Source organism: Pseudomonas sp. 14P_8.1_Bac3 (genome assembly GCF_025466085.1).
Lineage (GTDB): Bacteria > Pseudomonadota > Gammaproteobacteria > Pseudomonadales > Pseudomonadaceae > Aquipseudomonas.
This window is the reverse complement of the sequence record NZ_JANLOD010000039.1, coordinates 21,511-34,317: the sequence shown is the minus strand read 5'-3', so window position 1 is coordinate 34,317 and position 12,807 is coordinate 21,511. Positions and strand designations below refer to the sequence as shown.

Genomic DNA, 12,807 nt, shown 5'->3' with positions numbered 1-12,807 from the left:
CCCCCCCCCCCCCCCCCCCCCCCCCCCCCCCCCCCCCGCTCCCACATTGGTTTGTGGTGAACCAACAATCAACGTGCGAAAAATTGACCCGCAGGTTTACAATCGGGGCTCTTGATCAGGAGTAACCCTGTGCTGACTCATCTCGATTCCCAAGGTCGCGCCAACATGGTCGACGTCACCGACAAAGCCGTGACGTTCCGTGAGGCGACGGCCCAGGCGCTGGTGCGCATGCAGCCCGACACCCTGCACATGATCGTCAGCGGCGGCCATCCCAAGGGGGATGTCTTCGCCGTGGCGCGGATCGCCGGCATTCAGGCGGCGAAGAAAACCAGCGACCTGATTCCCCTGTGCCATCCGCTGATGCTCACCGGCGTCAAGGTCGAACTGAGTGCCGAAGGCGACGACACCGTGCGCATCGTCGCGCGCTGCAAGCTCTCCGGGCAGACCGGTGTCGAGATGGAAGCGCTGACCGCGGCCAGCGTCGCCGCGCTGACGATCTATGACATGTGCAAGGCCGTGGACCGCGGCATGACCATCGAAAGCGTGCGCCTGCTGGAGAAACTCGGCGGCAAGAGCGGCCATTTCCAGGCGGATCAACCATGAACCTCACCGTGAAGTTTTTCGCCCGTTACCGGGAAGCGCTGGGCGTCGACGCGGTGCAGGTGGAGGGCGACTTCGCAACGGTCGAGGATGTGCGCGGATTGTTGGCCCAGCGTGAGGGCGCCGAGGTGCTCAGCGAGCAGAATCTGATGTGCGCGCGCAACGAAGACCTCTGCCAGCTCGACGAGCCAGTGAGCGACGGCGATGAAGTGGCATTCTTCCCCACCGTGACCGGGGGCTGAGCCGTGGCGATTCGCGTGCAGCCCACGGCGTTCGATCCGGGCGCTGAAGTCAACGCCATGCACGCCGCCAACGTTGGCGTCGGTGCAGTCGTGAGTTTTGTCGGCTACGTGCGCGACTTCAACGACGGGCGAGACGTCGCCGGAATGTTCCTGGAGCATTACCCCGGCATGACGGAAAAAGCCCTCGGCAAGATTGCCACCGAGGCCGAGCAGCGCTGGCCGTTGCTCAAACTGGAAGTGCTGCACCGCATCGGCGCCCTGGAACCGGGCGAGCCGATCGTCTTCGTCGGCGCGGCCAGCGCCCATCGCCAGGCGGCGTTCGACGCCTGCGCCTTTGTCATGGACTACCTGAAAACCCGTGCGCCGTTCTGGAAAAAAGAGAACACCCGCGAGGGTGCGCGGTGGGTGGAAGGGCGTGACAGTGATCATGCGGCGGCGGATCGCTGGAAGCAGTAGGTTTCTGCTGCGTATCCAAGAGCCTCTTCGCGGGCAAGCCACGCTCCCACAGGGTTTTGTGCCGTGCGCAGATCTGGTGAACGACACAAAATCCTGTGGGAGCGGGCTTGCCCGCGAAGGGGCCATCAGCATCACCCCAAATCTCCCACTGCCGAGACCACAAAAGGCCGTCTCACCCCCTGCACACCCAATTGACGGATAATACATAAAAGTCCAGTATGGAATTATAAGTACAAAAAAAGGCGTTCCCCGTTTTTGCTCTTTCTTCTGTCTTGCCAAACCAACAACAACCCGCGAGAGAACGAACATGAAGAAATTACCCCTCATCACCGGTCTGGCCCTGAGCCTGTTGGCGTGCAGCTCGCTGTTTGCCGCCGATAAAACCCTGCGCATCGGCATCGAGGCGGCTTACCCACCGTTCGCGTCGAAAACCGACAAAGGTGAGATCGTCGGTTTCGACTACGACATCGGCAACGCCCTGTGCGCACAGATGCAGGTCAAGTGCGTGTGGGTCGAAGGCGAGTTCGACGGCCTGATTCCTTCGCTCAAAGTGAAGAAAATCGACATGGCGCTGTCGTCCATGACCATCAACGAAGACCGCAAGAAGTCGGTGGACTTCACTCACAAGTATTATTTCACTTCATCGCGTCTGGTCATGAAGGAAGGCGCGGTCGTCGACGACCAGTACGCCAGCCTCAAGGGCAAGACGGTCGGCGTGCAGCGCGCCACCACCACCGATCGCTATGCCACCGAGGTGTTTGAGCCGAAGGGCATTAACGTCAAGCGTTACGGCAACAACGAAGAGATCTACATGGACCTCGCGGCCGGTCGCCTCGACGCCATTTTCGCCGACACCATCCCGCTGAACGACTTCCTGTCGATGCCTCGGGGCAAGGGCTATGCGTTTGTCGGGCCAGAACTGAAGGACCCGAAATACGTCGGCGAGGGCGCCGGGATTGCGGTGCGCAAGGGCAACAGCGAACTGGTCAGCCAGCTGAACACCGCCATCGACGGCATTCGTGCCAATGGCGAGTATCAGAAGATTTCCGACAAGTACTTCAAGTCTGATATCTACGGCGATTGATTCAGCATGCTCCTACGGGGGCGAGTTTGGCCTGCTGCCCGTTAATCCCTGCTTAACCGCCTTGTCGTTTATTCCCCGACATCTATTGCGCGCACCCCGGGCTCTCCAAGGCCCGGGTCAGCGTGTAGACTTCCGGTCATCGATATCTAGAAGGGAAACGCAATGAGCGAGGAAACGATACGGTTGGGCCGTGAGCGGCGCTACCTGGTGTTGCTGGGCACCATCTGCCTGGCGCTGATCGGTGGCGCGCTGTACATGCAGATCGTGCTGGGCGAGGCACCGTGCCCGCTGTGCATCCTGCAACGCTATGCGTTGTTGCTGATCGCGATCTTCGCGTTCATCGGCGCAGCCATGCGTACCCGCCGCAGCATTACGGTCTTCGAAACCCTGGTGGTGATCTGCGCCCTCGCGGGCGTCGGGGTGGCCGGGCATCACGTCTTCACTCAGTTCTACCCGGCGGTCAGCTGCGGCGTCGATGTGCTGCAACCCATCGTCGACGGGCTGCCGCTGGCGAAGATCTTCCCGCTGGGTTTCCAGGTCGACGGTTTCTGCTCCACGCCGTATCCACCGATTCTCGGCTTGTCCCTCGCGCAATGGGCGCTGATCGCCTTTGTGCTGGTGGTGGTGCTGGTACCGTTGCTCACTTCGCGTAACCGCAAAGCGCTGCGCTGAGGGTATTCGTCACAGTCACGCATGCCACCGAAAAACGCCCCGACCCTCCTCGAGGGGGCCGGGGCGTTTTGCATTTCAGGGGCAAGGTAAAAAGATCGTGATGGGCGGCAACAAGGGGTGCGGCACATGTGCGACATGTTGTCACAGCGCGAGTGTCGCAGGGCGTTTCAGAGGTCAGGATTGGCGTGTGATTGCACGATGGAATTGGTCTTTTGCCGCCGCCGTCGATGTTCGCCCGATCAAGCCGGAGCAGGCAGTTTTAACAGGCCCTGGCGAATTGCCAGAGGCCTTGTGACATGGGGGCTGGGGCAGGATGAAGGCAAGGAGCGGGGCCCTCGATACTGTCTGAACTGCGCGCCGTAGACCTACTTTTTTTGGTGTTTTTGTTGAGAATCTATTTCGTTAACATGGCGCACTTTTGCAAAAACCGTCAAGGATTGTTGCTGGAAAGGATAAAAATTATTTCGGGATGAGACATGGTTTATGAATCGCTACATATCTACAATCGCCCGCATTGAATTCCCGGCACTGCTCACCCTGACTCAGGTGCATGAGCTGCAATAGGACGTCGAGAGGCCGGATGGCTTCGAGCGAATCCTCTGGTGTCGGTGCCTCCAACTATCCGCACCAAATGGAATTGGTCTGTAACAAGGCCTTTGACCACGAATTCGAATAAGAACTCGCCGCTAGCCCAGGATTTGTCGAACAGCGTCTGACGCGCGACGGGCAGCCCTTATTCAATCCAAGAAATGCCAACCCTTGGCAGGGTGAAGTGTTGGCGATCAAAACCCAACTGCATTGCGCAAGCTGCTTTAGAGGTCGTGAGATGAGTAAAAACAGGTACCCCAGACTACTAGGCTTATTGCCGCTGATCGGCACGTTGTTGCTGTCAGGCTGCAACATGACCTTGCTCGATCCCAAGGGCCAGGTCGGCCTGGATGAGCGAAACCTGATCATCACCGCAACGCTGCTGATGCTGTTGGTCGTGGTTCCGGTCATCGTCATGACCTTCCTGTTCGCCTGGAAATACCGCGCGTCCAACACCGACGCCGTCTACACGCCGAAGTGGTCGCACTCCACCAAGATCGAGATCGCGGTGTGGGCCGTTCCCGTGCTGATCATCATTGCCCTGGGTTATGTCACCTACAAGTCGACCCACGCCCTGGACCCGTACAAGCCGCTGGAATCCGACGTCAAGCCGGTCACCATCGAAGTGGTTGCGCTGGACTGGAAGTGGCTGTTCATCTACCCGGAACAAGGCATCGCCACGGTCAACAAGATCGTGTTCCCGGCGCACACACCGATCAACTTCAAGATCACTTCCGACGCCGTGATGAACTCGTTCTTCATCCCTGCGCTGGGCGGCCAGATCTACGCGATGGCGGGCATGCAGACCAAGCTGCACCTGATCGCCAACCAGAACGCTGAAATGGACGGTATCTCCGCCAACTACAGCGGCGCGGGTTTCACCGGCATGAAGTTCAAAGCTATCGCCACCTCTCAGGAAGATTTCGACGCCTGGGTCAGCGAAGTTAAAAAGGCACCTAAACAGCTTGAAAAAGCTGAATACGAAGCCCTCGCCAAGCCAAGCCAGAACAACCCAGTCGAGCTCTACTCCTCGTTCACGCCCAACCTGTTCCAGACCATCGTCGACAAGTACGAAGGCATGAAGCCGGGCAAGCCGATGCACCACGAGAAGAAAGAGCACGAAGTGGCCGCCATGGAAGGGATGGACATGAGTTCGCATTCAGCTGCCGGGGCAGAGGAGTAAACGATGTTTGGTAAATTAAGTTGGGAAGCGGTCCCGTTCCACGAACCGATCGTGATGGTGACCATCGCCATGATCGCGCTCGGTGGCCTGGCACTGTTCGCTGCAATCACCTATTTCAAGAAGTGGACCTACCTGTGGTCCGAGTGGCTGACCTCGGTCGACCACAAGAAAATCGGCGTGATGTACATCGTCGTCGCCATGGTCATGCTGCTGCGCGGTTTTGCCGACGCCATCATGATGCGTACCCAGTTGGCCATGGCCACCGAGGGTTCGCCTGGCTACCTGCCGCCGGAACACTATGACCAGATCTTCACCGCCCACGGTGTGATCATGATCATCTTCATGGCGATGCCATTCTTCACCGGCCTGATGAACCTTGCAGTGCCGCTGCAGATCGGCGCGCGTGACGTTGCCTACCCGTTCCTGAACTCCCTGAGTTTTTGGCTGCTGGTCTCCGGCGTCGTACTGATCAACCTGTCCCTGGGCGTCGGCGAGTTCGCCAAGACCGGCTGGGTGGCCTATCCGCCGTTGTCGGGCTTGCAATACAGCCCTGGCGTGGGGATGGATTACTACATCTGGGCGCTACAGCTATCCGGGTTAGGGACGACGCTGACGGGGGTCAACTTCCTGGCCACCGTGCTGAAAATGCGTACCCCTGGCATGAAGCTGATGGACATGCCGATCTTCACCTGGACCTGCACCTGGGCCAACGTCCTGATCGTGGCTTCGTTCCCGATCCTGACCGCTACCCTGGCACTGCTGACGCTTGACCGTTACATGGATTTCCACATTTTCACCAATGAACTTGGTGGCAATCCAATGATGTACGTCAACCTGTTCTGGGCCTGGGGTCACCCCGAGGTGTACATCCTGATTCTGCCGGCGTTCGGGATTTTCTCCGAAGTCATCTCGACCTTCACCGGCAAGCGTCTGTTCGGCCACCACTCGATGGTCTACGCCTCGGGCGCGATCTCGATCCTGGGCTTCATGGTCTGGCTGCACCACTTCTTCACCATGGGTTCGGGTGCCAGCGTCAACGCCTTCTTCGGTCTGGCGACGATGCTGATTTCGATCCCGACGGGGGTGAAGCTATTCAACTGGCTGTTCACCATCTACCAGGGCCGTCTGCGTTTCACCAGCCAGGTCCTGTGGACCCTGGGCTTCATGGTGACCTTCGCCATCGGCGGCATGACCGGCGTACTGCTGGCCATTCCGGGTGCCGACTTCGTTCTGCACAACAGCCTGTTCGTGATCGCTCACTTCCACAACGTGATCATCGGCGGCGCGGTATTCGGTTACATCGCCGGCTTCGGCTTCTACTTCCCTAAAGCGTTCGGCTTCAAGCTGCACGAAGGTTGGGGTAAAGCAGCGTTCTGGTTCTGGATCACCGGCTTCTTCGTCGCGTTCATGCCGCTCTATGTCCTGGGCTTCATGGGCATGACCCGTCGTCTGAACGCCACCACCAACCCTGAGTGGGTGCCGTACCTGTACGTCGCCATGTTCGGTGCGGTGATGATCGCCGTCGGTATCGCTTGCCAGCTGATCCAGCTCTACGTCAGCGTGCGTGACCGCAACAAGCCGGAAAACATGTGCGAACACGGCGACCCGTGGAATGCCCACACGCTGGAATGGTCGACCTCGTCGCCACCACCGTTCTACAACTTCGCCGTGCTGCCAAAAGCGGACACCATCGATCCGTTCACCGAAGCCAAGGAAAACGGTACTGCGTACCAGGCTCCGGCCAAGTACGAACCGATCCACATGCCAAACAACACCGCGACCGGCCTGGTCATGGGTGCTCTGTTGACCGTGTTCGGTTTCGCGATGATCTGGCACATCTGGTGGCTCGCCATCGTTGGCCTGGTCGGCACCGTGGGCTACTTCGTGATCCACGCTGCCCGCGATGATCAAGGCTATATGGTGCCGGTCGACGTGATCGAGCGCATCGAAGCCGAGCAGCACAAGCGTCTGGTAGCGGCCGGGAAAATTCCAGCCAACGCCACCCGTGTTGAAACCTCGTTGGAACAGGCTTAAACCATGTCGAACTTAGTGACCAATGCTGGACACACCCATGTCGATGGACATGGGCATGATGACCATCACCACGACTCGGGCGAGATGACCGTATTCGGTTTCTGGCTCTACCTGATGACCGACTGCATTCTGTTTGCGTCGATCTTCGCGGCGTACGCGGTACTGGTTAACAACGTAGCGGGTGGCCCGTCGGGCCACGACATCTTCGAACTGCCATACGTACTGGGCGAAACCGCTCTGCTGCTGTTCAGTTCGATCACCTACGGCTTCGCCATGCTGGCGTTCTTCCGGGGTAACAAGAAGCAGGTCCTGGGCTGGCTGGCCATGACCTTCGTGTTCGGTGCCGGCTTCATCGGCATGGAGATCAACGAGTTCCACATGCTGATCTCCGAGGGCTTCGGCCCTAGCCGCAGCGGCTTCCTCTCCGGGTTCTTCACCCTGGTCGGCACCCACGGTCTGCACGTGACCAGCGGTCTGATCTGGATGGCGATCATGATGTACCAGGTGCAGAAAAACGGCCTGACGGCGACCAACAAGACCCGTCTGAGCTGCCTGAGCCTGTTCTGGCACTTCCTGGACGTGGTGTGGATCTGTGTATTCACCGTTGTTTATCTGATGGGGACTATGTAAATGGCTAACGCTCATTCCCACACCGGCCACGACAGTCACGACGCCAGCCACGGCAGCGTCAAGTCCTACGTCATTGGCTTCGTCCTGTCGGTGATCCTGACCCTGATCCCGTTCGGCCTGGTGATGTACCCGTCGCTGCCGAAAGCCCTGACCCTGTGGATCGTACTGGCCTTCGCGGTCATCCAGGTGCTGGTGCACCTGGTGTACTTCCTTCACCTGGACCGTTCGGCCGCACAGCGTAACAACGTGATTGCGTTTGTTTTTGCCGCGATCGTGATTGTCCTGCTGGTTGGCCTGTCGCTGTGGATCATGTTCAGCATCCACACCAACATGATGGCGCACTGAGGTAAATCCGGATGTCCTTGAAGCACTTTATCCAAATCACCAAACCGGGGATCATTTTCGGTAACGTGCTTTCAGTGGCAGGCGGATTTTTCCTGGCCTCCAAAGGGCATGTCGATCTGGCCATCTTCCTGGCCGCCATGATCGGCACGTCCCTGGTGGTGGCTTCCGGTTGCGTGTTCAACAACTGCATCGACCGCGACATCGACCTGAAGATGGAACGCACCAAGAACCGCGCGCTGGTCCAGGGCCTGATCTCCCTGAAACTGGCGCTGGTGTTCGCGACCGTCCTAGGTGTCGCCGGCGTTGCATTGTTGTACAAGGTGGCCAACCCGTTGGCCGCGCTGTTCGCGGTGATCGGCTTCGTCATCTACGTCGGCTTCTACAGCCTGTACCTCAAGCGCAAGTCGGTTCACGGCACGCTGGTGGGCAGCCTGTCGGGGGCGATGCCGCCGGTGATCGGTTACGTTGCCGTCAGCAACACCTTCGACATGGCCGCGTTGACGCTGCTGGTGATGTTCAGCCTGTGGCAGATGCCGCATTCCTACGCCATCGCGATCTTCCGCTTCAACGATTACCTGGCCGCCTCGATTCCGGTGCTGCCAGTGAAGCGCGGGATTCAAGTGGCCAAGAAGCACATCCTGATCTACATCCTGGCGTTCCTCGTGGCGACCTTGATGCTGACCTTCAGCGGCTACGCCGGCATGAGCTACCTCGCCGTCGCCGCGGCCATGGGCATGTACTGGCTGTACATGGCCTGGACCGGCTACAAGGCAGTGGATGACACGGTCTGGGCACGCAAGCTGTTCGTGTTCTCGATCTTCACCATTACCGCGTTGAGCGTGATGATGTCCCTGGACTTCAAAGTGCCCACCGAGCTGCTGCTGACGTACGCGCCTTAAGCGTCGGACGCCGTAACGAAAAACCCCGCCTTCGAGAGAAGTGCGGGGTTTTTTGTGGGTGGCATTCAGGTAGACCGTGGCGCCCCGATCGCGAGCAAGCTTGCTCCTGCAGTTGATCGAGGTGGTGCCGAATCCTGAGTGCTACGCAGATTCCTGTAGGAGCAAGCTTGCTCGCGATGGCAGCGCCGCGGCGTATCAGGGGAATACAATGTCAGAGTTGAAAGTACAGGTACCCCATGAAAAAGCGCGACCTGTTTGCCGAGTTGATGCAGGGCGTTGATGAGATGGCGGCTCAACGCGAAGGCAAGATTACGCGCGCAACACTTCTATTGAGGACATTCCGGCTCCTGAAGTGGGAGCGCAAGAACTAGTTGCGCTACGCACCAAGTTGCATATGTCCCAAGCTGTTTTTGCCAAGCGAATTCGAACCAGCCCCAGCACTCTGAGGAATTGGGAGCAGGAAAAGTCTAAGCCAATGCTCAGGCCGCCTTGTTGATCAGGTTGGTAGAGAAATTCCCGGACATGGTTGATCGACTGGCAGTTGTTTAATCAAGTCCATTTATCACTCGAAAAAACCCGCGTTTAGCAACAACGCGGGTTTTTTATTCAGGTGACGTTATTGCACGGTGCATCGAGCACTTTCGCCACGTCATCGATGATGGCTTTGCTCATGTCCTGCAAAAAGTGTGAGGCCCAGGCATGGCGGTCGGAGTCGCGGACCATGGCGGCGTCTGAGGCGAGCAGTTTGGAGATGTGCAGCAGGTCTGAGGCGTGGTGGAGCGCCTGGATTATCGGGACACCCCGGCTGATACGGAACAGCGCTTGGTTGCCGTGGTAGGAGAAGGCGGTGTAGCCGATGGTTTTCAGGTCTTTGGGATTGATCATTTGACGCTGCCTCCTGCTGGGAAGGCTTGGGTCATGGTCGGTGTGACAGACAGATCGATAGCGCTCATAAACAACTCCTACATTTCAATGGAGCTGCCACGTTCGTTCTCAGGCGAATGGGTGGCAGCTGTGCGCGGGCTGAGAAACCGGGAATGCAGGAAACCGGTAGACCCGAAGGTCTCCCACGCACAGCCGCCATTGCACGAATGTGCAGGCATAAAAAAACGCCGGCAATCGTGATTGGGCGCTGAGGCGCCTACATGTTACTCGGGTTCTCAGGCCCGGTCGCTGATTGGCAGCGACCGGCTCAAGCTATCGGGCATTTTCAAGGGCGACAATCGTAGCGATCTGCTGGCAGGAAGGCCAGACGCAGGCGTTTGGGCGCCGCGGTCCCGGTGGGAGCGGGCTTGCTCGCGAAGGCGGTGTGTCAGGCAATAATGATGCTGAATGTGACGGCCTCTTCGCGGGCAAGCCCGCTCCCACAGGGACGGCGGTGCTGTCGTTATTTGCTTTCCAGCAACTGGAAAAACCGATCCCGCACCTGAACGTTATCGCTGTGCGCCACGTTGAAACGCAGGAACTGACTGGCATCCGGCGCTTTGCTCAGCAGGGTGCCGGGGGCGAGCACCAGGTCGATGTCCAGGCCTTTACGCGCCAGCGTCTCGGCATGAAACCCTTCCGGCAATTGCGTCCAGATGAACAGCCCTTCATGGGGCAGCGACGACACCGAGCAACCGGCCTCCAGCAGCCATTGGGTCACCCGACTGCTCGATTCGTACAGCCGGTCCACCGTGCGCCGGGTGTGTTTGGCGTAGCTGCCGTCGCTGAGCATCGTGCAGACGATTTGCTCCGCCAGTTCCGAGGTCATGCCACCGCAGGCCATTTTCAGGGTGATCATCCGTGCCGCCAGTGGCGGCGAGAGCACCGCGTAGCTGACCCGGCTGTTGGCGGTCAGGGTCTTGGAGAAACCGGACACGTAACTGACGTTGTCCAGCCCGCCCGCTGCCAGTCGTGGTGTCATGCGTTGTTGCAGGTCGCAATACAAATCGTCTTCGACGATGTGGAAACCGTAGCGGTGGCTCAGCTCCAGCAAGCGATACACCTGCGCCGGGGAGAAGGAGTGCCCGGTCGGGTTGTGCAGGGAATTGTTGGTCATGTAGAGCACGGGCCGATGGGCGATCAGCAACCGCTCGAAAGCCTCCAGGTCCATGCCGTCAACGCCCCGGTGAACGGTGATCACCTTGGCCCCGTGCAAGGCCAGATTGGTGTGCATGGTGAAGTAGCAGGGGTCGTCGAGCAGCACCGTGTCGCCAGGTTTGACCAGCAGGCGCATCAGCATGTCGATGGCCTGCACGGTGTTGGCCGTGGTGACGATCTGGTCCACCGGCACTTCGATGCCGATGCTCGCCAGCTTGACCCGCAACGCCTCGCGCAGCGGTGGATAACCGGCGGCGACGCCGTATTCGCCCATGCGCAGGGAGGCTGCGCGCAGGGTGCCGCGCAAGGCTTTGAGCAATTCATCGGCCGGCAGCCATGAAGAAGGCAGGAAGCCGGCGCCCGGACGCAGGGCGCCGGTGTCCTGCAGCACCGCGCGGCGGACCACGCTCAGGGTGTCCTGGGGTTGCAGGTCCGGGCCGGCATCGATCCTGGTCACGGCGGAACGGTGCACGAAATGCCCCGAACCCTGGCGTGAAACCACCAGGCCCTTGGCCCGCAAACGGTCCAGCGCATCCACCACGGTGGACTTGCCCACGTTCATCAGTTCGGAGAGTTCGCGGATCGGTGGCAGCCGCGAACCGTGCGGCAGCCCGCCCTGGGTGATTGCCACCGACAATTGATCGACGATCTGCTGCACCAGCGGCAGACCCGGCTGGAATTCGATGGCGGCGATCACTGCACGCTGAACCTGCATTTTACTGGTCTCTCCGGCAGTAAACTTCGTTCGATTCTATACGAACTTGCTCTGATGAAAACAAGGGCGTCTCTCTACCATCACCTTACAGACTTTCCTGATTGTTGGCGCTGCACGCCTGAACAATCGCAGGTTCCAGAGGTGTTGCATGAGTGTTCAAACCACGGTCGCCATCGCTAAACCGGTGATTAACATTCGCCTGTTCGCGATTCGCATTATCACGGCCGTGTCGCTGTTTGCAGTGCTGGGCAAGGCCAACGTCTGGCTCGATACGGCCACCAACAGCATCCTGGCCCTCGGCTATCGGGCCTTGTTGTTGCTGTTGCCCCTGACGTTGCTGGTGCTGGGCCGCCGGTCCCTGAGTGTGACGCTGCTGTGTGCCGCCCTCGGCCTGGTGTTGCTGGCCGTCACCAGCAATCAGGGCCTGGTGATGTTCGCCGCGGCCTTGTTCGCCTATGGCATTGCCATTGCCGGTTACCTGATCAAGAGCGAAGCCGCCCAGACCAAAGAAGGCTCGGCGTACAACCGCGTTGCGATGAACATGGGCAGCCTGGTGGCGGGGCTGATCCTGCTGTCGCCGCTGCTGACCCCCACCCTGTTTTTCCTCGGCGCCGCGTGCTTCGTCCTGCTGTGCCTGCCCATCGCCATGGGCGCCACGTTCACCACCGGACCGGTGATTGCCCCCGCGGCGACCCACGACGGCAGCGGCTGGCGCAACAAACTGCCGTGGGTCATCGCCGGCCTCATCATGGGCATCAAGCTGTTTGGCGTGTTCTCGATCCTGCCCCAGGCGATTTTGCTCAAGACCGGCGAATTGCCCGCCTGGTATGGCCTGATGCTGATCCTCAACAGCGCCGTGGTGGTCTTCGCCCAGGTGCCGGTGATGAAGCTGATCGAGCGCACCGGACGCTTCAAGGTGATTGCGGTGATCGCGATCATCATCGGCGGTTTTGCAGTGCTGTCATCGCCCGCCGCGTTCCACGTCGAGACCCTGGTCGGGGCGCTGATCTGGGTGGCCTTGCTGTCCATCGCCGAATGCGCCTTCAGCTACCTCGATTACTTCTCGGTGAAGCAGAACAACATGTTCGTCAAGGAAGTGTCCCTGGGCGTCGGCGCCGGGCTGACGGTGCTGATCATGCGGGTCGCGCCACCGCCGTACAACGCCCTGGTGCTGGCCGCCATCGGCGCCGCTGGCATCCTCGCGTGGTACTGGTTCAACCGTAAAGCCAACGCGTCGCTGCACGACTGATTCACCGCGTTTGCACTTTTTTTGCTCC

The 12,807-nt window shown here is 59.5% G+C and carries 13 protein-coding genes and 1 pseudogene; 12 read left to right on the top strand and 2 right to left on the bottom strand.

Annotation, left to right across the window (positions count from 1 at the left end; genetic code table 11):
* Nucleotides 1–129: 129 nt before the first annotated feature.
* The 11 genes and pseudogenes from moaC (at nucleotide 130) to NTD84_RS11345 (ending at nucleotide 9,282) form a co-directional block, all read left to right on the top strand.
* Nucleotides 130–603 (top strand): cyclic pyranopterin monophosphate synthase MoaC, encoded by a 474-nt coding sequence (gene moaC, locus NTD84_RS11395; protein ID WP_262165296.1) that lies wholly within the window; start codon nucleotides 130–132, stop codon nucleotides 601–603.
* A complete protein-coding gene (gene moaD / locus NTD84_RS11390; RefSeq protein ID WP_262165294.1) occupies nucleotides 600–842 on the top strand; it encodes a molybdopterin converting factor subunit 1 in 243 nt (80 codons plus the stop codon). The genes moaC and moaD overlap by 4 nt, the downstream gene beginning before the upstream one ends.
* A gap of 3 nt (nucleotides 843–845) precedes the next feature.
* The gene (moaE, locus tag NTD84_RS11385; protein ID WP_262165292.1) at nucleotides 846–1,298 is read left to right on the top strand and encodes a molybdopterin synthase catalytic subunit MoaE; all 453 of its coding nucleotides are present in this window, start codon (nucleotides 846–848) and stop codon (nucleotides 1,296–1,298) included.
* 307 nt (nucleotides 1,299–1,605) lie between these two features.
* On the top strand, nucleotides 1,606–2,382 hold the full coding sequence (locus tag NTD84_RS11380; protein ID WP_262165289.1) for an ABC transporter substrate-binding protein: 777 nt from the start codon (nucleotides 1,606–1,608) through the stop codon (nucleotides 2,380–2,382).
* Nucleotides 2,383–2,544: 162 nt separating this feature from the next.
* The gene (locus tag NTD84_RS11375) at nucleotides 2,545–3,054 is read left to right on the top strand and encodes a disulfide bond formation protein B (protein WP_262165287.1); all 510 of its coding nucleotides are present in this window, start codon (nucleotides 2,545–2,547) and stop codon (nucleotides 3,052–3,054) included.
* An 826-nt stretch (nucleotides 3,055–3,880) separates the two neighbouring features.
* Nucleotides 3,881–4,825, top strand: a complete 945-nt coding sequence (gene cyoA / locus NTD84_RS11370) for a ubiquinol oxidase subunit II (protein WP_262165285.1) — start codon at nucleotides 3,881–3,883, stop codon at nucleotides 4,823–4,825.
* Between the two features lie 3 nt (nucleotides 4,826–4,828).
* The gene (gene cyoB / locus NTD84_RS11365) at nucleotides 4,829–6,859 is read left to right on the top strand and encodes a cytochrome o ubiquinol oxidase subunit I (protein ID WP_262165283.1); all 2,031 of its coding nucleotides are present in this window, start codon (nucleotides 4,829–4,831) and stop codon (nucleotides 6,857–6,859) included.
* 3 nt (nucleotides 6,860–6,862) lie between these two features.
* Nucleotides 6,863–7,489, top strand: coding sequence for a cytochrome o ubiquinol oxidase subunit III (locus tag NTD84_RS11360; protein WP_262165281.1), 627 nt, complete (start codon nucleotides 6,863–6,865; stop codon nucleotides 7,487–7,489).
* Entirely contained in the window at nucleotides 7,490–7,834 is a 345-nt protein-coding gene (gene cyoD / locus NTD84_RS11355) for a cytochrome o ubiquinol oxidase subunit IV (protein WP_262165278.1), read from the top strand.
* Nucleotides 7,835–7,845: 11 nt separating this feature from the next.
* Entirely contained in the window at nucleotides 7,846–8,733 is an 888-nt protein-coding gene (gene cyoE / locus NTD84_RS11350) for a heme o synthase (RefSeq protein ID WP_262165276.1), read from the top strand.
* Nucleotides 8,734–8,969: 236 nt separating this feature from the next.
* A pseudogene (locus tag NTD84_RS11345) lies at nucleotides 8,970–9,282 on the top strand (helix-turn-helix domain-containing protein).
* A gap of 57 nt (nucleotides 9,283–9,339) precedes the next feature.
* On the opposite strand, the gene NTD84_RS11340 reads toward NTD84_RS11345, so the two are convergent.
* Together NTD84_RS11340 and NTD84_RS11335 are read right to left on the bottom strand one after the other, a co-directional pair.
* On the bottom strand, nucleotides 9,340–9,618 hold the full coding sequence (locus NTD84_RS11340; protein WP_262165273.1) for a DUF3077 domain-containing protein: 279 nt from the start codon (nucleotides 9,616–9,618) through the stop codon (nucleotides 9,340–9,342).
* A 502-nt stretch (nucleotides 9,619–10,120) separates the two neighbouring features.
* The gene (locus NTD84_RS11335; RefSeq protein WP_262165271.1) at nucleotides 10,121–11,530 is read right to left on the bottom strand and encodes a PLP-dependent aminotransferase family protein; all 1,410 of its coding nucleotides are present in this window, start codon (nucleotides 11,528–11,530) and stop codon (nucleotides 10,121–10,123) included.
* 148 nt (nucleotides 11,531–11,678) lie between these two features.
* Between NTD84_RS11335 and NTD84_RS11330 the strand changes: the two genes are divergently transcribed.
* Complete coding sequence (locus tag NTD84_RS11330; protein WP_262165269.1) at nucleotides 11,679–12,779, top strand: hypothetical protein; 1,101 nt, start codon at nucleotides 11,679–11,681, stop codon at nucleotides 12,777–12,779.
* The last annotated feature ends 28 nt before the right edge of the window (nucleotides 12,780–12,807 follow it).